Origin of the sequence: Streptomyces sp. NPDC052052 (genome assembly GCF_040680455.1) — a bacterium.
Lineage (GTDB): Bacteria > Actinomycetota > Actinomycetes > Streptomycetales > Streptomycetaceae > Streptomyces.
Genome location: NZ_JBFAWU010000008.1, coordinates 81,761 through 102,786, shown reverse-complemented (window position 1 = coordinate 102,786; position 21,026 = coordinate 81,761). Strand labels below are relative to the sequence as shown.

The 21,026-nt window shown below is 70.8% G+C and carries 16 protein-coding genes and 2 pseudogenes; 11 read left to right on the top strand and 7 right to left on the bottom strand.

What is annotated here, in order from left to right:
- Positions 1-95 precede the first annotated feature (95 nt).
- Positions 96-920, bottom strand: a complete 825-nt coding sequence (locus tag AB0L71_RS11970; RefSeq protein WP_365241180.1) for an endonuclease — start codon at positions 918-920, stop codon at positions 96-98.
- 246 nt (positions 921-1,166) lie between these two features.
- Between AB0L71_RS11970 and AB0L71_RS11965 the strand changes: the two genes are divergently transcribed.
- The 3 genes from AB0L71_RS11965 to AB0L71_RS11955 all read left to right on the top strand — a co-directional run bounded on the left by AB0L71_RS11965 (position 1,167) and on the right by AB0L71_RS11955 (position 3,918).
- Positions 1,167-1,367 (top strand): hypothetical protein, encoded by a 201-nt coding sequence (locus AB0L71_RS11965; protein ID WP_365241177.1) that lies wholly within the window; start codon positions 1,167-1,169, stop codon positions 1,365-1,367.
- Between the two features lie 71 nt (positions 1,368-1,438).
- Positions 1,439-2,596 carry a methyltransferase gene (locus AB0L71_RS11960; protein ID WP_365241174.1) on the top strand — a complete coding sequence of 386 codons (1,158 nt, stop codon included), beginning with the start codon at positions 1,439-1,441 and terminating at the stop codon, positions 2,594-2,596.
- Between the two features lie 143 nt (positions 2,597-2,739).
- Complete coding sequence (locus tag AB0L71_RS11955) at positions 2,740-3,918, top strand: acyl-CoA dehydrogenase family protein (RefSeq protein ID WP_365241172.1); 1,179 nt, start codon at positions 2,740-2,742, stop codon at positions 3,916-3,918.
- Positions 3,919-4,280: 362 nt separating this feature from the next.
- Here AB0L71_RS11955 and AB0L71_RS11950 read toward each other — a convergent pair whose 3' ends face one another.
- Both AB0L71_RS11950 and AB0L71_RS11945 read right to left on the bottom strand, forming a co-directional pair.
- A complete protein-coding gene (locus AB0L71_RS11950; protein ID WP_365241169.1) occupies positions 4,281-5,129 on the bottom strand; it encodes an NmrA/HSCARG family protein in 849 nt (282 codons plus the stop codon).
- Between the two features lie 366 nt (positions 5,130-5,495).
- Positions 5,496-5,780 (bottom strand): annotated as a pseudogene (locus AB0L71_RS11945) (SDR family oxidoreductase); the annotation flags it as partial.
- A gap of 276 nt (positions 5,781-6,056) precedes the next feature.
- On the opposite strand from AB0L71_RS11945, the gene AB0L71_RS11940 reads away from it, so the two are divergent.
- Both AB0L71_RS11940 and lysA read left to right on the top strand, forming a co-directional pair.
- Entirely contained in the window at positions 6,057-6,425 is a 369-nt protein-coding gene (locus tag AB0L71_RS11940; protein ID WP_365241167.1) for an SAV_915 family protein, read from the top strand.
- Positions 6,426-6,475: 50 nt separating this feature from the next.
- The gene (gene lysA, locus AB0L71_RS11935) at positions 6,476-7,810 is read left to right on the top strand and encodes a diaminopimelate decarboxylase (RefSeq protein WP_365241528.1); all 1,335 of its coding nucleotides are present in this window, start codon (positions 6,476-6,478) and stop codon (positions 7,808-7,810) included.
- A gap of 134 nt (positions 7,811-7,944) precedes the next feature.
- Here lysA and AB0L71_RS11930 read toward each other — a convergent pair whose 3' ends face one another.
- The 3 genes from AB0L71_RS11930 to AB0L71_RS11920 all read right to left on the bottom strand — a co-directional run bounded on the left by AB0L71_RS11930 (position 7,945) and on the right by AB0L71_RS11920 (position 10,194).
- Positions 7,945-8,493: a hypothetical protein gene (locus tag AB0L71_RS11930; protein ID WP_365241164.1), complete on the bottom strand. Its 549-nt coding sequence runs from the start codon at positions 8,491-8,493 to the stop codon at positions 7,945-7,947.
- 53 nt (positions 8,494-8,546) lie between these two features.
- Positions 8,547-8,906: a hypothetical protein gene (locus AB0L71_RS11925; protein WP_365241162.1), complete on the bottom strand. Its 360-nt coding sequence runs from the start codon at positions 8,904-8,906 to the stop codon at positions 8,547-8,549.
- Between the two features lie 367 nt (positions 8,907-9,273).
- A complete protein-coding gene (locus AB0L71_RS11920) occupies positions 9,274-10,194 on the bottom strand; it encodes a DUF1918 domain-containing protein (RefSeq protein WP_365241160.1) in 921 nt (306 codons plus the stop codon).
- 295 nt (positions 10,195-10,489) lie between these two features.
- On the opposite strand from AB0L71_RS11920, the gene AB0L71_RS11915 reads away from it, so the two are divergent.
- Both AB0L71_RS11915 and AB0L71_RS11910 read left to right on the top strand, forming a co-directional pair.
- Positions 10,490-11,377: an oxygenase MpaB family protein gene (locus tag AB0L71_RS11915; RefSeq protein ID WP_365241158.1), complete on the top strand. Its 888-nt coding sequence runs from the start codon at positions 10,490-10,492 to the stop codon at positions 11,375-11,377.
- 27 nt (positions 11,378-11,404) lie between these two features.
- On the top strand, positions 11,405-13,678 hold the full coding sequence (locus AB0L71_RS11910; protein ID WP_365241155.1) for a serine/threonine-protein kinase: 2,274 nt from the start codon (positions 11,405-11,407) through the stop codon (positions 13,676-13,678).
- 116 nt (positions 13,679-13,794) lie between these two features.
- Here AB0L71_RS11910 and AB0L71_RS11905 read toward each other — a convergent pair whose 3' ends face one another.
- Positions 13,795-15,645 carry a serine hydrolase gene (locus tag AB0L71_RS11905; RefSeq protein WP_365241152.1) on the bottom strand — a complete coding sequence of 617 codons (1,851 nt, stop codon included), beginning with the start codon at positions 15,643-15,645 and terminating at the stop codon, positions 13,795-13,797.
- Positions 15,646-15,826: 181 nt separating this feature from the next.
- Between AB0L71_RS11905 and AB0L71_RS11900 the strand changes: the two genes are divergently transcribed.
- The 4 genes and pseudogenes from AB0L71_RS11900 to AB0L71_RS11885 all read left to right on the top strand — a co-directional run.
- Positions 15,827-16,936, top strand: coding sequence for a nitronate monooxygenase family protein (locus tag AB0L71_RS11900; protein ID WP_365241149.1), 1,110 nt, complete (start codon positions 15,827-15,829; stop codon positions 16,934-16,936).
- Positions 16,933-18,483 (top strand): acyl-CoA synthetase, encoded by a 1,551-nt coding sequence (locus AB0L71_RS11895; RefSeq protein ID WP_365241146.1) that lies wholly within the window; start codon positions 16,933-16,935, stop codon positions 18,481-18,483. Before AB0L71_RS11900 ends, AB0L71_RS11895 begins: the two co-directional genes overlap by 4 nt.
- Before the next feature lie 179 nt (positions 18,484-18,662).
- Positions 18,663-20,168 (top strand): acyl-CoA synthetase, encoded by a 1,506-nt coding sequence (locus tag AB0L71_RS11890; RefSeq protein ID WP_365241145.1) that lies wholly within the window; start codon positions 18,663-18,665, stop codon positions 20,166-20,168.
- A 139-nt stretch (positions 20,169-20,307) separates the two neighbouring features.
- Positions 20,308-21,024, top strand: a pseudogene (locus AB0L71_RS11885) (alpha/beta hydrolase); the annotation flags it as partial.
- Positions 21,025-21,026 lie beyond the last annotated feature (2 nt).

The following is a 21,026-nucleotide window of genomic DNA, read 5'->3' as shown; positions in this document are numbered from 1 at the left end:
GTTCCTGTCCCTCCGGTGGCCGCCTCAGGGTCGGTGAGCGCACGGCCCGGCCGGTCGCGACGGGGGGGGGAGGGGAACGGTTCGGGACCGTTCGTCTACCAGATGGACTCGACCCACTCCGGGTGGTCTATGAACGGGTTCCGGTTGTGCTGGTACTGGTCGTATATGACGTCGTTGCGGTTCTTCTCGAAGCTGTCCGGCGGGTCCTCCTGGCTCCACGTCTTCAGTACCGAGAGACGGCCGATGTTCGGTGCGGAGCCGTTGGACACCTTGTCGTTGGGTTCGAGGTCGGCGAAGCCGTCGTCGCCCTCGTAGCGGACGGCCATGTAGAGGATCATGCGGGCCACGTCGCCCTTGACCGCGTCGCGCGGTTCGAAGGAGTCGCTGTCGGTGTAGTTGCCCGGTGCGCCACTGACCGCGCTGCCGCCGTTGTCGAAGTCCTTGTTGCCGCGGATGGAGTTGACCTGGACGTCCTCCGCGCGCAGGTGGTGGAGGTCCGTGCCGGGGCCGGTGGCGGTGCCGAAGTCGCCGTGGGACTTGGCCCAGACGTGTTCGCGGTTCCACTGGCCGACCGAGCCGCCGTTGTTGCTCTTGGATTCGGAGAGTCCGGAGTAGAGGAGGATCACGTTGGAGGAGTTGTCGGGGTCCTCGTCCGTGTCCTTGAGAGCCTCCCAGACCTTGCTGTAGGAGATCTTGGTCTGCGAGCTGATGATGGTGTGCAGAGCGCTCTTGAGGGCGGATCCGGACTTGCCGAGCGCGTCCTGGTAGTACGTGTCGTCGAGTGTGACGAGCGACGTCGCGGCTGCCGCCGGGGTCTGGGGTGTGGTGGCCGGGGCGGCGGCCGCGGTGCCGCCGAGTACCGCGAAGGCGGCCAGGGCCGCCGACAGGGGGCGCCAGTGGCGAAGGTGGCGACGGGACATGTGGGGTGTCCTCTCCGAAAAGCGGGCACAGCGAAGTCCCCTGAGGCGGGGCGCTGCCGCGGTGGTCGTGTGGTGTGGTCAGCGGGAGCCTTCCATACACACCGTGACCAGGGTGTGGACGCAGTGTAATTATCATGTGCAAGTCAAGTGGGGGCTTTTTTCTGAGTGCCGGGAACGGGGTGGGAGGCATCGGATGCGGCGGACCGGGTACGGGGCGAGAATGACCGAAAGGGACGAGGAGGCGGCATGAGCGACGAGCCCGAATCCGTATCCGCAGGTCGGGGAGTGACTCCCGACAGCCTCTTGCACACCGGCGGGAGCGAGAATCCGTCGGCAGAGGATTTGGTACTCGCCTCCGGGCGGGACCTGACCCCGAAGAATCTCCAGTGGGCGGAGCGCAGACTCGCCCGTGAGGGCCGTGCGGCAGTGGACAAGGCGCTGCCGTAGGTGCGTGGCCCGGCGGTGGGGCGCGGGGAGCGTGTGGACGCTCCCCGCGCCTCGGCTAGCCTGGGTGCACAATGAACCGTTTGACTGCGTCAGGGGCCGGGTACGACCTCGCCCGCTTCCCCGAGGACCCGCGTGACCCGTTCCGGGCCTGGGATGCCGCCGATGAGTATCTGCTGCGGCGGCTTGAGGGGACCGACGAGTCGGACCCGGTCGACCTCTCGGGCACCGTGGCCGTGCTGGGCGACCGCTGGGGCGCCCTGACCACCGTGCTGGCCGGGCACCACCCCGTACAGATCACCGATTCCTTCCTGGCGCAGCGCGCGACCCTGGCGAATCTGGAACGCAACGGTGTGGCCGCGGACGCCGTACGCCTCCTGTCGGCCAGGGACACGCCGCCGGACCGTATCGACGTCCTGCTGGTGCGCGTCCCGAAGAGCCTCGCGCTCCTGGAGGACCAGCTCCACCGTCTCGCGCCGGCCGTCCACGCGGGCACCGTCGTCATCGGCACCGGCATGGTCAAGGAGATCCACACCTCCACGCTCAGACTCTTCGAGCGGATCATCGGACCGACCAGCACGTCCCTCGCGGTCAAGAAGGCCCGCCTGATCCTCTGTACGCCGGACCCGGCCCTGCCTCGTACGCCGAGCCCCTGGCCGTACCGTTACCAGCTGCCCGAAGGCATCGGCCCGGTCTCCGGTCGGACGGTCACCAACCACGCAGGCATCTTCTGCGCCGAGCGCCTCGACATCGGTACCCGCTTCTTCCTCGGCCATCTCCCGGCGCGCACCGGCACCGACCGGGTCGTCGACCTCGGCTGCGGCAACGGCGTCGTCGGACTGTCCGCCGCCCTTGCCAACCCCGGGGCCGCGGTCACCTTCGTCGACGAGTCCTATCAGGCGGTCGCCTCCGCCGAGGCGACCTTCCGGGCCAACACCGGACCGGATGCCAAGGCCGAGTTCGTGGTCGGCGACGGGCCCGCCCAACTGCCGCCGGGCGGCGCGGACCTGGTACTCAACAACCCGCCCTTCCACTCCCACCAGGCGACCACCGACGCAACGGCCCGCCGGATGTTCCACGGAGCACGTGACGCGCTGCGCCCCGGCGGCGAGCTGTGGGTCGTCGGCAACCGGCACCTGGGGTACCACGTCCAGTTGCGCCGGATCTTCGGCAACTGCACCACGGTCGCGGGCGACCCGAAGTTCGTCGTGCTGCGCGCCGTCAGGCGCTGACGTCCGCCGGAACATCCCGGCAGCAACCCGTCGAGACAGCCCGGCGGGTGTCGGGGTCACGGCCCTTCCGGATTCCTGCAACGCGTTCTACTGTGTGCGCCGTCGCACACGGGCGCCGCGAACGCGAGACTCCTGGAGGGGCCGTGCACCTCGAATACACGCCTGAACAGCAGCAGTTGCGCGCCGAGTTGCGTACGTACTTCACCGGTCTGGTCCCCGACAACGCCTACGCACGCCATGCCGACCCCCTCGTACAGAAACGCTTCTACCGCGAGACGATCCGACGCCTCGGCTCCGACGGCTGGCTCGGTGTCGGCTGGCCGACGGAGTACGGGGGACGTGGCCTGTCCCCGATGGAACAGTTCATCTTCTTCGACGAGGCCGCCCAGGCGGGAGTGCCGCTGCCGCTGATGGCCCTCAACACCGTCGGCCCCACGATCATGCGGTTCGGCACCGAGGAACAGAAGGCCCACTTCCTGCCGAAGATCCTCTCCGGCGAGATCGACTTCGCGATCGGCTACAGCGAACCCGGCGCGGGCACCGACCTTGCCGCGCTCAGGACCCGGGCGGTGCGCGAGGGAGACGAGTACGTCGTCAACGGACAGAAGATCTGGACGACCAACGGCGACACCGCAGACTGGGTCTGGCTCGCCGTCCGCACCGACCCGGACGCCCCGCCCCACAAGGGCATCACCATGCTCCTCGTCCCGACGGACGACCCCGGGTACTCCTGCACCGTCATCAACACCCTCGCCTCGCACGACACCACGGCCAGTTACTACGAGAACATCCGGGTACCCGTCTCCCGTCGCGTAGGCGACGAGAACAAGGGCTGGCGGCTCATCACCAACCAGCTCAACCACGAGCGCGTCACGCTCGCCGCCCACGGCACCATGGCCATCCGCGCCCTCCACGACGTGCAGCGCTGGGCGGCGGCCACTCGGCTCACCGACGGCCGCCGCGTCATCGACCTCGGCTGGGTCCGCTCCCGTCTGGCCCGCACCCACACCAGGCTCGACGCCATGAAACTCCTCAACTGGCAGATGGTGTCCGCGGTCCAGAACGGAACCCTCACCCCGCAGGACGCCTCCGCCGTCAAGGTCTACGGCTCCGAGGCGCGCCGCGACGCCTACGCCTGGCTGATGGAAGTGGTCGGCTCGGCAGGACCGCTGAAGGAGGGGTCGGCAGGCGCCGTACTGCACGGCGAACTCGAACGCGGGTACCGGTCGGCGGTCATCTTCACCTTCGGTGGCGGGAACAACGAGATCCAGCGGGAGATCATCTCGTGGGTCGGGCTGGGGATGCCGCGCGTGCGGCGGTGAGTGTGTGCGACCGCAGATTTTGGTTGTCACATACTGGAGCCAGTTGACACCAGGTGGAACCGACTTCACGTCAAGGGACGCCGGGTCGGGCCACGGTGCCGGAAGTGACTGGGCGGTCAGGCGGAGCGGTGCTGGTGGCCGACGCGCTGACAGAGCCACCAAGCTCCTGACGACGGACGCCGACGCTGACCGGACCCGCGTCCCGGACAGAGCCAGCGGCCTTGCTGTGCACCTTGAGAACAACTGTTGTGCGCAGAGGGGAAAGAGTATGGCTCCGCTCGGCACCAGCCTGCCGAGCGGAGCCATGCGGCTGCGTGGTGGTTGCGCAAGGAGTGCCGCCCCCTTGCTGCCAAAGGCGATGGTCAGGCGGTCGCCCACGTGTGGTGTGCCCAGTCGGCGAAGCGAGTCCAGCGGACTTCCGGGTGAGCAGCATGAAGGGCGGGAATGTCGACGCGATAGCCAGGGCCGTTCAGGAACGTCCACATTGCATGCATGTCAGGATTGCCGATCGCCGTCAGCGGCACTTGCTCATGGCGGACCTCCCGCCCCAGGGTCGCGCCGAGCGCGGCCGCCATCTCGGTCGGGGTGGGGGCGTCACTGGCCAGTTCAATGCGCTGCCCAACATAGGAAGCCGGGTTGAGCAGCACTTCCGCCGCGAACGCACCGAGGTCGGTGCGGGCAAGCTGCTGCAACGGTCGATCGGGCGGCAGCGGCAGGTCGAGTACGCCGCCGAGGATGCGCTGCGCTCCGCCCAGCGCGTTGTCGAAGAAGTACGTCGGCCCCAGAATCGTGTACGGCACATCGCCGTCGGCCAGCTCCGCTTCGATACGGGCCTTGCTGTCGAAATGCGGTACCCCGCTCTCCTGGTCGGCTCCGGCCACAGAGCTGAACACGAGATGCGGAACGCCCTCCTCGGTCGCGGCAGACAGGATCTCCCGTCCCTGGTTCACCTCCGCCTCGACACCGGCTTCGAAGGGAGTGGTGAACGCGAAGACGCCCGCCACCCCGTCCATCGCCGCGGCGAGTGACTCACGATCACTCAGAGATCCCGCCACCACCTCGACACCCTGGTCGGCCAGTTCCTGCGCGGCGCTTCGGCCGGGGTCACGTACCAGCGCCCGGACCCGGGCCCCACGGCCCAGCAGCGCGGCACTCACGACCCTGCCCTGTCCGCCGGTTGCGGCAAGCACCAAGATCGGCTTATCGGTCATCGAAGGCTCCTTTCCTCGCATGCAGGTGACAAGGCGTCATCGGTCGGCCCAACGGTAGTCAAACGTCCCGGACGGCACGCCCGGCATCACGGCGCGCCGATGGTCCGACGAAGTCGGTTCGATCAGCCTTGTGCCGACCGGGCCCTGGCCGACCGGTGCCCCTGCTCCGCCCTCAGCGAGCCCCGCGCTGCTCAGGCGCGGAGCAGCGGGGTATCCACCAGGTGTTCGGTCAGGAAACAGGGCTGGAGCCCGTCGGTGCGGATGACCTGCGAGACCATCGGGGGTCCGGCCGCACGGGAAGCGGCAGAGAGCCGCCCTGAAGGGGCGTCGGTGTCGTCTCGAGCGGCTGGTGCACGGCCTCGCGGTTCACGAGCTCGGGACCACGGGCCCGCCCGCCGTGAGGCCACCGTCGACGGTCAGGACATGGCCGCTGACGTATCCCGCCTTGTCGGAACCCAGGTACTGGACGGCCTCGGCAATCTCCTCCGGGCCGCCGGCCCGGTGCATGGGCAGCACTGAATCGACCGCGTCACGTACCGAGTCGTCACCGGTGAACCGTTCGTACATGGCGGTCCGGGTGAAGCCGGGTGCGACCGCATTGACCCGGATTCCGTGAGCGGCTCCTTCGAGTGCGGCCGCCTTGGTGATACCGGCGACAGCGTGCGTGTGTGCGACGCGGGGTGCGTGAGGAAGCCATCAAGGGGCACCCGCAGGGCCTTCCCGCCTCCCTCGTCCATGGAGGCCGCCGGCCGGACCGAGGAGCCGGGGCCGGGCGCCGGTAACGGCGTATACGCGGCGTATGCCTTCCGGCCGATTCCGTCAGAGGGGTGTCAGGAGGCTGCCGGGACGGGTGAGCACCGGGCATAGCGTCGGAGACACCCCGTCGCGACCGCGTCCGGGGCCTCGTTCCGATCCTCGGAGGAACCCATGGAAGACGCCTTGTACGGAGACGATCCCGAACCCCGAGAACAGATCCCGTCCGGACGGCTCTGTGTGCCCGCCCGGACGGGCTCCGTCGTATGCACGGTCCGTCTCTTCCGTACGCCGGTCGGTGGCCGGACCGCCGTCGCGTTCACCGACCCGGCGCGGTTGAGGGCCGTTCTGGGGGAGGGACAGCCGTGGATCGCACTCGCCGAACCGGCGTTGCGTGCGCTCACCGAGCCGCTGGGCGTCCGCCAGCTGCGGATCGACCCCGTCCTCACCGCACCGGCCCCCGCTGCCCCGATCGCCGGCATGGCCGCCGACACGTCAGTGGCCGAGCCGCAGCCGCGGCCGCTCACCGCGCTCGCGAACTGAAGGGAGCCGCAGAGGTGACCACCCTTCCCCTGCCCACCGTCCCGGCCGACGTGACCGCCCCCGCCGCCCCGGCGGGAGCGGATCCCGTCGACTTCCTCTCCGTCTGGCCCGCTACCACCACCGAACAACCCCACGGTGACCTCCGGGTGGGCGGTGTGCCCCTCACCGGGATCGCCGAGAGCCATGGCACACCCGTCTATGTCCTCGACGAGGCCGAGGTCCGTGAGCGTTGCCGGGCCTATCGCAGCGCCTTCCCCGAAGCCGAAGTCCACTACGCGGCCAAGGCGTTCCTGTGCCGCGCCCTCGCCCACTGGGTCGAGGAGGAGGGACTCGGCCTGGACGTGTGCTCGGCCGGCGAGCTGGAACTCGCGGTCACCGCCGGATTCCCGGCCGACCGGATCCTGCTCCACGGCAACGCCAAGTCACCGCAGGACATGGCGACCGCCCTGCGCCTCGGCGTGGGCCGGATCGTCATCGACACTCCCGCCGAGATCGCCCGCATCGCCGCCGCGGTCGGTACCGGAGGCCATCAGAAGGTCATGGTCCGGGTGACGCCGGGCATCAGCGCGGGCGGCCACCACAAGATACGTACCGGCTCCGACGACCAGAAGTTCGGCCTGTCCCTCCGCGACGGCCATGCCCAGCACGCCATCGCCCGTATCCTCGACCAGCCGCAGCTCGAACTCACTGGAATCCACTGCCACCTGGGCTCGCAGATCACGGACGTCAAGCCGTACCTGGTGGCCGTGCGCCGGCTCGTCGGCCTCATGGCCCGGGTCCGCGACACCCACGGGATCGCGCTGCCGGAGCTCGACCTCGGTGGCGGCCACGGGATCGCCCACCGCCCCGGCGAGCCGACGCTCGACCTGAGCGTCCTGGCCCGCAGGGTTCGTGCCGAACTCGCCGACAGCTGCGCGGCGGCCGGGCTTCCGGTCCCGCGCCTGATCATCGAGCCGGGCCGTGCCGTCACGGGCCCCGCCGGAGTCGCCGTCTACCGGGTCCTGGCGGTGAAGCGCACGTCCGTGCGGACCTACGTGGCGGTGGACGGAGGAATGAGCGACAACCCACGGCCCGCCCTGTACGGGGTGCGGTACGCGCCCCGCCTGATCGGCCGTCACTCGTCGGCCGAAGCCGAGCGCGTGACGGTCGTGGGCCGCCACTGCGAGGCCGGGGACATCCTCGCCGAGGACGTGCCCTTGCCCGCCGACACCCACCCGGGCGACCTGCTCGCGGTGCCGGCGGCGGGCGCCTACCACCTGTCGATGGCCTCCTCGTACAACCTCGTCGGTCGCCCGCCGGTGGTCGCCGTGCTCGACGGCCGGGCCCGGCTCCTGGTACGCCGGGAGACCCTGGAGGACCTCCAGACCCGCGACGTCGGCCTGTAGGAGCCCACGGCACCGGTCTCGGGTTGGTTGCTGCCGTCGCCCTGCCCGGAGCCGTGCCGGCGTCGCCGGAGGCCCGGCTGGTCGCGGACGACCTGGCGGGCCTGGTGGCGTAGGGGCTCGGCGAACCGGAAGGCCTACCCCAGGCCGGAGACCTTGAGGACGGAACGCGCCGTTTCGGCGTGGACGCGCAGCGAGAGCCGCGCGAGGTCGGCCGCGCCGTGGTGCAGGGCGCCGCGCCTCAGGGCGGCCCGGGCCTCGGCCTCGAGCCGCAGCCACAGGGCCGGGTTGTCCAGGAGGACCCGGAGGTCGATCTCGGCCCGTGCCCCGTCCTCGTCCCGGAGGAGCAGTCTCCGCCCGGTGCCGACCGGCCAGGTGACCGCTGCGAGCCGGTCGGAGCGTACCGTCCTGGTGACCCACAGGCCCTGAACCGTCAGCAGGCCCGGTGCGACGCTGACCCGGGCGGGCAGCAGGACCACCAGCAGGAGGGCCGCCAGCACGGTCCACCCGAGAGCATGGGACAAGGCCAGCCCGTACACGCCCGCGTCGACGACCAGCGCCGTGCCGAGCAGGAGGCCCGCGCAGACGAGGGCGAAGCGGGCCTCCTCCCGCCACCGCGTGTCGTGCAGTACGTCGTCGTCGGCGGCACCGGGGAGGGGAGCGGGGATGCGGGGAGAGGGGGGCATGGCGCTGACGCTAGGGCCCCGGACGGGCGGCTCCAGCGGGGGCTACGCGGTGTTTACGGGGTGGCGGACAGATTTGACGTGCTGCTGACGGTGACGGACCCGGTTGTGGCGTGGACGTACTCGCGGACGAGCCGGAAGCCGGCCGTCCAGGCGAGCAGGAGGCTCGCGCGATTGCCCCGGGAGCGGCTCCAGGTGGCGGTGCGACCGCGGGCGGCGACGTCGGCGGCGAGGCCCTCGACGCAGGCGAGGGCGAGGTGCTGCCGCTGGGTCTCCGGAGGCGCCGGCGCCCACCACGTCCTCGTACCGACTCCCCGTGAACCGTGTGCACGCGACGGCCAGGACGCGTCCTTTCCGCTCGGCCGTGGGCGGCGGAGGCCGGGGGAGGAGGAACGGCGGGCGGGCCGACCGCCCACGGCACCCGGGTGCCGTGGACGTGGTGCCCCGGCACCCGCGGCGCGGCTGTGGACGGACAGCACGGTCGCGACGCAGAGGCGCGGACGCAAGGATGGGAGGGGCGGTCCGCGCCCCCGCGGTCCGGGACGGTCAGACCACTGACGTACCCGGGCCGGTGAGCGACCAAGAGCGAATCTAGACGCTCGCCACCCCGTGCAAGGCGGGTGAGCGCATGCTTTGACGGGCCTCTTACGAAGCTCCGCCCCAGGTCATCAGGGCCCCGTCAAAGAGATGTGATGCAGCGTCAGCGCGGTGTCAAAGAGGCGCTGAGGCGTCCCGGGAGCGGCATGGGTGATCACTGTAGGTAACGGAAGGTGTATCACGGGCTCACTGATCGGCCGGAATGATGCGCCGCCCGGTGAGGCGGGTGGGCCGGATCGACACCCATGTCTCGCGTTCGCCGCCTGCCCAGGGGGTGCTGTGGGCGCGATCGGCGAGCTGTCGCAGTGTCCCGGGCTCCGTGACGATCCGCGCGGGGCCCACGGCGAGCACGCTCCAGCCCAGGCTCATGGCCTCGTCCACGTGGTCGACCTCGAACGCGACGTCGGTGCCCCCGGCCATCGCGGGTACCGAGCCGGGTGCGGTCCGGAACGCGATCGTGTCGTCGATGACCTCGTAGTTCACCGGCAGCACCGCCGGTCCGTCGGGGGTCGACACCGCGATGCGTCCGATGCCGTGCGTGGAGAGCCGGGCACGGCACTCGTCGGGAGTGAGGTCCTGCAGTCGGGGGTGCAGGAGCGCCTGGCCCTGGCCGGGTGGCAGGTCGATGCCGCCTCCGCGCAGGGCTGCGACCGTGGTGCCGAGTGCGTCGGCCAGGCTGATGAGACTCGCCGGACTCGGGTCGGCCGGATGTTGTTCGATGTAGGCCAGGTATCCCGGTGCCATTCTGGCGCGACGGGCCGTTTCTGCCCGGCTGAGCCCCTGTCGCTCGCGCTCCATGGCCACGCGCCGGCCGATGTCGCCGGGGCCGGGTGCTGCTCCGAGGCGGTCCCCGTCGGACTCGGACTCGGTCCCGGCCTCGGCCGAGGCCGACCGGGTCGGCTCGCCGTCTCTGCCCGGCCGGTCGAGGTGGCGGACATGGGCGTCCGGCCCGGGGAACACGAGCGTCACCTCGCCGGTGTCCGACCAGTGCACGTCGTAGGGAGGGGTTCCGTCCTCGTGGTGGAGTCCGACAATCTCGCCGTCGCGCCTGCCGGTGCCGGTGGCCGGACTTTCGACAACAAGTTGATCGCCGAGGTGAGCTCGCATGATCGCCGCCGATTCCTCGTCATGTCGTTGTTTCCAACGTGCCACGCGTGGCGGGTCGCCGCATCGGGATGGGCGGCTGCCGTGATCGCCGCGTGGCCGGGTCGACCGGTACCGGGCCGTGAACGAGTCCGGCCTCCGCGCTGCGCGACTCACGGCCACAGGGGCCAGTCCGCACCGGCACAGGGGACATCCGGCCGATGCGCCGGACCGCCCTGGAGCCGCGCCCCGTTCACGCGCATGCTGGAGTGCGCACGACATCCGTGGGTACGCCACCGAGCGGGAGGTACGGGCATTCATGAGGGACGCCGATCCGGGGCTCTTCGGGCCCGATTCCGTCACCTGGCAGATGCACGCCGACCCGATGATGTGGGTCGCCGGAGTGCGGGCGCTCTACCTGCAGGCGCTGCACCCGCGCGCCGTACGCGGAGTCATGCAGAACTCCGACTTCCGCAAGGACGCCTGGGGGCGGCTGATGCGCACGGCCGGTTTCGTCGGGACGATCACCTACGGCACCACCGAAGCGGCCGAGAAGGCGGGCGCGCGGATCCGCGGGATCCACCGGCTCCTCAAGGCCACCGACCCGGCGACCGGGGAGACGTACGGCGTCGACGAACCCGAACTGCTGCTGTGGGTGCACTGCGCGGAGGTGGACTCCTACCTCCAGGTCGAACGCCGCTCAGGCTTCCCGCTCACCGATGCCCAGGCCGACCGCTACCTGTACGAGAGCCGCCACAGCGCCCGCCTCGTCGGCCTCGATCCCGCGGACGTGCCGACCACCACCGCCCAGCTCGCCGCCTATGTCGAACGGGTGCGTCCACAGCTTGCCGCTTCCGCCGAGGCCCTGGACGTCGACGACTTCCTGCGCCGGCCTCCCGTCCACCCGCTCCTCCTGCCGATGCGCGCACTCCTGTGGCGGCGCGTGGCAGCACTCGCCTACCAGTCACTGCCCCCGTACGCCCATGAGCTCTACGGCAGACCCGTGGGGCCGGTGCGCACCGTCGACCGGCGCCTGCGCACCGCGGGAACCATGCTGCGGTGCATTCCCCCAGGACTGCGCCGGCGCATCCCGCCCGGTCACATCCGCGACGCGATGGCCCGCCTCGGGGCCGGCAGCCGCCCCACCCCGTACAAACTGCGCAGCGAGGCCGCCATACTGGACGGGCTGGGGAGGGCGCAGGAGTAGGCGACGCGACGGGGGCGACAGCAGACGATGGCGGACACCAGGCTGATCCAGAGCCGGTACCGACTGCTCGATCGGATCGGGCGCGGAGGCATGGGCGAGGTCTGGCGCGCCCGCGACGAGTCGCTCGGACGCCAGGTCGCCGTCAAATGCCTCAAGCCGATGGGCCCCCAGCAGGACCGGTCCTTCACCCGTGTCCTGCGCGAGCGCTTCCGCCGCGAGGCCCGGGTCGCCGCCGCGCTCCAGCACCGCGGCATCACCGTCGTGCACGACTTCGGTGAGGACGAAGGCGTCCTCTACCTGGTCATGGAACTCCTCGACGGCCGCAACCTCAGCCAGCTCCTGGAGGACAACAAGCAGCATCCGTTGCCGGTACCGGATGTCGTCGACATCGCCGAACAGGTCGCCGACGCCCTCGGTTACACCCATCAGCAGGGCGTCGTCCACCGCGACCTCAAGCCGGCCAACATCATGCGGCTTGCCGACGGCACGGTGAAGATCTGCGACTTCGGCATCGCCCGGCTCGGTCACGACATCGGCTTCACCTCCCGTCTCACCGGTACGGGCATCGCCATGGGCACCCCGCACTACATGTCGCCCGAGCAGATCAGCGGTGGCCAGGTCGACCACCGCAGCGACCTCTACTCACTGGGCTGCGTCCTGTACGAGATCGCCACCGGAGCACCACCGTTCGACCTCGACGACGCCTGGGCCGTGCTCGTCGGGCATCGCGACACCCCGCCCGAGCCACTGCGCACCCACCGGGCCGAACTCCCGCGGTTCTTCGAGCGCGTCGTCCTGGAGCTGCTGGCCAAGACCCCTGAGGAACGGCCCGTCGACGCCGGTGACCTGCGTCGGCGGATCACTGTCGGCCGCTCCGGCGAGCAGCCGCAGCTGGGGCCGAAGGACGGGGAACGGCCGGCGCCACCCGTTCCCGTCGTCGGCCCGGAGCAGGAACTGCCGGCCTGGACCCGCGGCATGACCACCGGGCACAAGGCGACCGGCGCCCACCCCGGGCTCGCGCTGCCCGACCACGTGGAGGGCCTCACCGGCGAGTGGACCACCGGCGCCGAGATACGGCACCTGACGGGTCGGCTGCCACCGGCCGGGGCCGGGCGGCCGACCCCGTCGCCGGACCTTCTGCCCGCTCTTGCCGACCGGCACCGCGCGGGGCTCGACCTGGGCCGGGCCGGCCACTGGGAGGAAGCCTGCGAAGTACACCGCGCGGTCGCCGCCGAACGCGAACAGGCCCTCGGTCCCGATCATCCCGACACCCTCTCCAGCCGGTACGAGGTCGCCTTCACCCTCAGCCGTACCGGTCGGGTGTCCGACGCACTGCGGGAATTCGGCGACGTCGCGCAGGCCCGCGAACGCACTCTGGGCCCGGATCATCCGGAGACCCTCGCCGCCCGCCAGAAGACGGCGTACGTCCTGGGGCGGCTCGATCGGCACTTCGAAGCCCATCAGGTGTACGCGGCGGTTCTATCCTCCCGGGAACGGACGATGGGCCCCGACCACCCCGACACCCTGCGCTGCCGCCACAACCTCGCCTTCACCCTCGGCCGGCTCGGCCGTCTGGAGGACTCGTACCGGATGGCGAAGGACGTGGCCTCGGCCCGGACCCGTCTGCTCGGTGCCGACCACCCCGACACCCTGGCCACGCTCTACGAAGTGGCGTACACGCTCGGCAGGCTGGGACGTTGGGCGGAGGCTCTGCACACCTACCAGGACGTCGCCGAGGCCCGGTCCCGGTCGCTGGGCGCCGACCACCCCGACACGCTCGCCGCCCGCTACGAGGTCGGTATCGGTCTCGGCCGGCTGGGCCGCAGCGCCGAGGCCCTGGAGGTGTACCGCGCCCTCGTCGACGACCGGACCAGGGTCGGCGGCCCCGCCGACCCCGAGACCCTCCGGGCCCGCCACGGTCTCGGCGTCAACCTGGGGCGTCTCGCCCGCTGGGACGAGGCGCTCGCCGAGGCACGGGACGTGTGCGCGATCCGCGAGCGGGTTCTGGGACCCGACCACCCGGACACCCTCGTCAGCCGTCGCGAGGTCGCCGTCGGCCTCGGCTGGCTGGGGCGCTGGGCGGACGCCCTCACCGCCTACCGTCAGGTCGCCGAGGCCCGCGAACGCGTCCTCGGCGCCGACCACCCCGACACGCTCGCCGCCCGCGACGACGAGGCCCACTGCCTGGAACGGCTCGGCCGCGGACCGGAGGCCGTCGAGCTCTGTCGCCGGGTGGCGGAACTGCGCCGTGGCCGGCAGGTCTCGTCGGACCGGCCGGGGCCCATCTCCCACCAGGGGTGACCGGCCCACGCCGGGAAGGGACACGCCCCACCCGACAGCCAGGGGTGCGGGCGACGACGGTCGTGCCGGGGGAGGAGGGGAAGGCCTTCCCCGGCACGGCCCGGTCCACACCCCCATCAGTCCGCCGAAGCCGTCCAGCCCAGCGCCTCGATGCCCGCGTGGTCGGCGGAGCGGCTGTCGTCGAAGACCGTCTGGTTGCCGTCCTCGACCCGCACGGCATTCACATACACCCCGCGTCCGACGTACAGCCGGTCCGTGGTGTAGCGCCATCGGAGCCGGACTTCCTTGCCGCTCCAGGCGGCAAGGTCGGCGTCGAGGCGGTGCCAGACCCGGCCGGACCAGCCGGAGACCGAGCCCGTCGGATGCGGTTCGGGCTCGGCCCGGGGGTGATCCGCCCACGGCGCGGTGGTGAACGGCACCCGCTCCCAGGTCGCCCCGGCATCCGCCGACGCCTCCAGGAACACGAAGTCGGAACCGGGCTCGGTGTCCCACCAGAGCGCCGAGCGCATCCGGGCCTGCGTCGACGACAGGCGCAGGGCGGGCAGGGTGAGCGTCGCGCTGGTGGCGCTCGCCAGCCCCGAGAACCACGCCGTTCGTCCCCGGACGGGACGGACCGCGACGGCGCGTGCCATCTGGTTGGCGGTGGCGACGCGAGGGGCGCTGCCGGAGCGCCAGGTGCGCACCGGATGCACCGAGTTGCCGAGGACGATCAGGAACGAGTCGGTCGTCGGATCCAGGACCAGGCAGGTACCGGTGAAGCCGGTGTGGCCCGCGGTGCGGGGGGTGGCCATCGCGCCCATGTACCAGTGCTGGTAGAGCTCGAAGCCCAGACCGTGGTTGTCACCGGGGAACGCGGTGTTGAAGTCCGTGAACAGCAGGTCGACCGATTCCTCGGAGAGGATCCGCGCGCGGCCGTAGACGCCGCCGTTGAGCAGCGTGCGGGCCAGGATCGCGAGGTCCCAGGCGCAGGAGAAGACCCCGGCGTGGCCCGCCACCCCGTCCAGGCTGTAGGCGTTCTCGTCGTGCACCTCGCCCCAGACCAGTCCCCGGTCGAGGCCGGACCAGGGGAGCCGGGCATCCTCGGTCGCGGCGATCTTCGGCTTCCAGGAGGCCGGGGGGTTGTACCGGGTGCGGTGCATCCCGAGCGGAGCAGTGATCTCCTCACGGAGCAGGACATCCTGCGTGCGTCCGGTGATCTTCTCCAGGACCAGTTGCAGTGAGATCAGATTGAGGTCGGAGTAGAGATAGACCGTGCCGGGCGGGTTGGCGGGTACTTCGTTCCACAGGAGCTCCAGCTTCCCCTCCCGTGTCGGCGCCTTGTACAGCGGAATCCAGGCGCGGAAGCCCGATGTGTGCGTGAGCAGCTGACGGATGGTTATGTCCTGCTTGCCGCCTCCGGCGAAATCGGGGAGATAGGAGCTGACCTTCTCCTCCAGCTCCAGCGCACCGCGCTCGATCTGCTGCACGGCCAGGATCGAGGTGAACAGCTTGGACACCGAAGCCAGGTCGAAGACCGTGTCCTCGGCCATGTCGATCTGCTGGTCGACGGGGAACTCCACCCCGGTGTCGGTCTTCTCGTCGTACGCCGCGTAGCGCACGGCCTTGCCGATCGGGCGGTGCAGGGCCACCGTGCCGCCTCGCCCGGCGAGCAGTACCGCGCCCGCGTACCAGGGGTGTTTGGGGGAGTTGGAGAGGAACGCCTCCGCATCCGTGACCAATTGGTCCAGCGGCCCCTGCAACAGGCCCGCGCGGGCGGCGGATCCGCGTCGCAACGTCGGCCGCGCCTGGCCGGACGTGGCGCTCGTCCCCGTCCCTGTCTGCATATCCGACGACCCCGTTCCCGGCTCCACGGCCGACGCCTGCCCCGCAAACGGAATCGGCGCCAGGGCGAGTGCTCCGCCCAGGGCCAGCATCCCACCTCCCAGCCTGCGTCGGCTGATCCCTCTGCCGGTCGCGTCCTCGGTCATCCGGAACCCCTTCCCACTGCCCGAAAGTAACTTTCGAAATTTCGCTCGAACGTGAAACTTCCTGCCGCGCAGAGATTACTGTCACCGCAGCCGTCACGGAGGCCCCTGGCATCACAAAGAATCTGACACTGCATCAGAAAATCTCTTCCTTCGGTGGTCGGACTGGGGCATCCTGCGCCCCATGGAGACGGAGCTGAGCAAGAAACTGGGAGTCGAGCACGCCATCTTCGGCTTCACGCCGTTCCCCGCGGTGGCCGCGGCCATCACCCGGGCCGGAGGCTTCGGCGTACTCGGCGCGGTCCGCTACACCGCCCCCGACGACCTGGCCCGCGACCTCGACTGGATGCAGGAGCACACCGACGGCAAGCCCTACGGGCTCGACGTCGTCATGCCCGCGAAGAAGGTGGAGGGGGTGACCGAGGCCGACGTCGAGGCGATGATCCCGGCGGGGCACCGCCAGTTCGTCCAGGACACCCTGGCCAAACACGGTGTGCCGGAGCTCGCCGAGGGGGAGGCGTCCGGCTGGCGCATCACCGGGTGGATGGAGGAAGTCGCGCGCAACCAACTGGACGTCGCCTTCGACTACCCCATCAAACTCCTGGCCAACGCCCTCGGTTCACCGCCGGCCGACGTCGTCCGACGCGCCCACGACCAGGACGTGCTCGTCGCCGCACTCGCCGGAAGCGCCCGACACGCCCGCCACCACGCGGACGCGGGCATCGACATCGTCGTCGCCCAGGGATACGAGGCGGGCGGCCACACCGGTGAGATCGCCTCCATGGTCCTGGTCCCCGACATCGTCGACGCCGTCGGACCGCTCCCCGTTCTTGCCGCCGGCGGAATCGGCAGCGGGGAGCAGATCGCCGCCGGACTCGCCCTCGGTGCCCAGGGCGTGTGGCTCGGCTCCCTCTGGCTGACCACGGAGGAGGCCGACCTCCACTCCCGCGCGCTGACCCGGAAACTCCTTGCCGCAGGCTCCGGCGACACCGTCCGGTCCCGCGCCCTCACCGGAAAACCCGCACGCCAGCTCCGTACCGAATGGACCGACGCCTGGGACGACCCGTCCGGGCCCGGAACCCTGCCCATGCCGCTCCAGGGGCTGCTGGTGGCCGAAGCCGTCTCCCGCATCCAGAAGTACGAGACCGAGGCACTGCTCGGCACCCCCGTCGGCCAGATCGTCGGCCGGATGAACAGCGAACGCAGTGTGCAGGCCGTCTTCGACGACCTGACCAGCGGCTTCGAACGCGCCATCGACCGAATCAACCGCATCGCCGGACGGAGCGCCTCATGACCCCGCCGCCCAACGGCTTCTGGGCCCAGGCCGCCGCCGACCCCGACCGCACGGTGCTGACCGCACCCGACGGCGAGCGCTGGAGCGCCGGCCGGCTGCACGCCGCGGCCAACCGCCTGGTCCACGGACTGCGCGCGGCCGGGCTCCGGCGGGGCGACGCCTTCGCCGTGGTCCTGCCCAACGGCGTCGAGTTCTTCACCGCCTATCTCGCGGCCACCCAGGCGGGCCTGTACATGGTTCCCGTCAACCACCACTTCGTCGGGCCCGAGATCGCCTGGATCGTCTCCGACTCCGGGGCCAAGGTGCTCATCGCGCACGAGCGGTTCGCACCGGCGGCCGTCGCGGCCGCGGACGAGGCGCATCTCCCCGCGAGCCACCGCTACGCCGTGGGCGACGTCGACGGCTTCCGTCCCTACGCCGAACTGCTCGAAGGGCAGCCGGACACACCTCCCGAGGAACGCACCCTCGGCTGGGTCATGAACTACACCTCGGGCACGACCGGCCGCCCGCGCGGCATCCGCCGTCCGCTCCCCGGCAGGCTCCCCGAGGAGAGCCATCTCGGTGGATTCCTCGGCATCTTCGGCATCAGACCCTTCGACGACAACGTCCACCTGGTCTGCTCGCCGCTCTACCACACCGCTGTCCTCCAGTTCGCCGGCGCCTCCCTGCACATCGGCCACCCGCTGGTCCTGATGGACAAGTGGACGCCCGAGGAGATGCTGCGGCTCATCGACACCCACCGCTGCACCCACACGCACATGGTCCCGACCCAGTTCCACCGCCTGCTCGCCCTCCCCGACGAGGTGAAGCGGGAGTACGACGTGACCGCCATGCGTCACGCCATCCACGGCGCGGCCCCCTGCCCCGACCACGTCAAACGCGCCATGATCGACTGGTGGGGGCAGTGCGTCGAGGAGTACTACGCGGCCAGCGAGGGCGGCGGCGCCTTCGCCACCGCCGAGGACTGGCTGAAGAAACCGGGCACGGTCGGCAGGGCCTGGCCGATCAGTGAGATCGCCGTGTTCGACGACGACGGCAACCGTCTGCCGGCCGGTGAACTCGGCACCGTCTACCTCAAGATGAACACCGGCGGCTTCAGCTACCACAAGGACGAGACCAAGACGAAGAAGAACCGCATCGGTGACTTCTTCACCGTCGGCGACCTCGGCGTCCTCGACGAGGACGGCTATCTCTTCCTCCGCGACCGCAAGATCGACATGATCATCTCGGGCGGCGTCAACATCTACCCCGCCGAGATCGAGGGCGCACTCCTCAGCCACCCCGCGGTCGCCGACGTGGCCGTCTTCGGTATCCCGCACCCCGACTGGGGCGAGGAGGTCAAGGCGGTCGTCGAACCGGCACCAGGACACGAGGCGGGGGACACACTGGCCGCCGAGATCCTCCGTCACTGCGCAGATCACCTGGCCGGGTACAAGCGCCCCAGGAGTATCGACTTCATCGAGGAGATGCCCCGCGACCCCAACGGCAAGCTGTACAAGCGGCGGCTGCGCGACCCGTACTGGGAGGGGCACCAACGGCCCCTGTGAACCGCCGCCCGACGACCCGGCGCGCCCGCGGGCGCACCGCCTCCGGACCGGCCGAGCCGGCACGGCCCCTGCGGGTGCGTGCCGGCTCGCCCACCCGTCGGTACTCCCGCACCCCGGCCGGCCACCCGACCGGGGGCCGACCCCTTGACCACCGGGGGCCGGACGCACAGGATCACGCCATGACAGGTGTACGGAGCAGTACAGTCGACGGCGTCCTGGCCCGCAGTGCCCGGCGCGCCCCCGCGAACACCGCGCTGCGGTACGCGGACCGGTCCTGGACCTACGCGGAACTCGACACCGCCGTCAGTACCGCCGCAGCGGTCCTCACCGGCGAGCACGGGCTGCGTCCGGGGGACAGGGTCGCCTCCTACGCGCACAACTCCGACGCCTATCTGATCGGTTACCTCGCCTGTGCCCGTGCGGGCCTGGTCCATGTGCCGGTCAACCAGAACCTCACCGGCGACGACCTCACCTACATCCTCGAACAGTCCGGCAGCGCCCTCGTGCTCACCGACCCGGACCTCGCCGACCGGGTCCCGGACGCCCACCCGGTACGTGCGCTGCGCGACGCGCCGGACTCCCTCCTCGCCGCCACCGCCGACCCACGCCCGTTCGTCCCCGAGCGGGAGGTGCAGGCGGGAGACCTCGTCCAGCTGCTCTACACCTCGGGCACCACCGCGCTCCCCAAGGGCGCGATGATGACCCACGGCGCGCTGGTCCACGAGTACGTCAGCGCGATCACCGCACTCGATCTGCGCGCCACCGACCGCCCGGTCCACGCGCTGCCGCTCTACCACTCCGCACAGATGCATGTGTTCCTGCTGCCCTACCTCGCGGTCGGCGCGCGAAACATCATCCTCGACGCACCCGAGGTGGACCGGATCTTCGATCTCGTCGAGACGGGGCAGGCCGACAGCGTCTTCGCCCCGCCGACCGTCTGGATCGGCGTCTCCCAGCACCCCGGCTTCACCACCCGCGACCTCGGCGGGCTGCGCAAGGCGTACTACGGCGCGTCGATCATGCCCGTGCCCGTACTGGAACGCCTCCGCGACCGGCTGCCCGGGCTCGCCTTCTACAACTGCTTCGGGCAGAGCGAGATAGGTCCGCTCGCCACGGTCCTCGGACCGGACGAGCACGAGGGCCGGATGGACTCCTGCGGCAGGCCCGTCCTCTTCGTCGAGGCCAGGATCGTCGACGAGGACGGCAACGAGGTCCCCGACGGCACGGCCGGTGAAGTCGTCTTCCGTTCGCCCCAGTTGTGCGAGGGGTACTGGGACAAGCCCGAGGAGACCGCGGAGGCCTTCCGCGACGGCTGGTTCCACTCCGGCGACCTCGCCGTGCGCGACACGGAGGGGTTCTTCACCGTCGTCGACCGGGTCAAGGACGTCATCAACTCCGGTGGTGTCCTCGTTGCCTCCCGCCAGGTCGAGGACGCCCTCTACACTCACCCCGCCGTCGCCGAGGCCGCGGTCGTCGGACTGCCCGACGAGCGCTGGATCGAGGCCGTCACCGCCGTGGTCGTCCTGCGCGACGAGGCGACAGCGGCCGAACTCATCGACCACGCGCGCGAACGACTCGCCCACTTCAAGGCCCCGAAGCGGGTCCTGTTCGTGGACGAACTGCCGCGCAACGCCAGCGGCAAGATCCTCAAACGGGAGCTGCGCGACCGGTTCGCCGAGTTGTAGTGGCCGTCGTGCCGCGGGCGGCGGCGCCCGGCGCCACCGTCCGCGGATACGCTCGTACCGAACACGGCTGCACCACTGGGCCGGACCCGGTTGTATGACGTGCATGCCGATGTCCCAGGCGTATGACGGAACCGAACCCTTCGCCCGCCCGCTCGAGGCCTTCCCCGACCCGGAGATCCTCGGCGTGCAGGCCGACGGCATCCGGCTCGCCTACCGGGTGTGGGGAGATCCGTCGGCCCCGCCCGTCGTGCTCGTCCACGGCCGGTGCGAGAACAGCAGGACCTGGACCGAGGTCGCCGGACGCCTGGCCGCCGAACACCGGGTCTACGCCTTCGACTTCCGCGGCCACGGCCTCAGCGACTGGCCGGGCCACTACTCCTTGGAGCTGTTCCGGGACGATCTGCACGCCTTCCTGGAGGCCTGCGACCTGGCGGGCGCCACCGTGGTCGGACACTCCATGGGCGCGGCCGCCGCCTATCTGCTCGCCGAGCGGGAACCCGCGCTGATCGGCCGTCTCGTCCTGGAGGAGGTCCCGCCCCCGATCCCGCTGGACCCGCCGCGCGGCCCCGCCGAACGGCCCGACGAGAAACTGGACTTCGACTGGATCCTGGTGCCGTCGACCGACGTCCAGCTGAACCGGCCGGACCCGGCCTGGCGCGAACGTCTCGGGGAGATCACCGCGCCGACGCTCGTCATCGGCGGTGGCCCCGCCAGCCCGATAGCCCAGGACGAACTGGTCCGGATGGCGGGACGGATACCCTGTGGCCGTTTCGTCACCATCGACGCCGGACACCTCGTCCATACCGGGCGGCCGGACGAATTCCTCGCGGAACTCAAGTCGTTCGGCCTGGCCTGAGC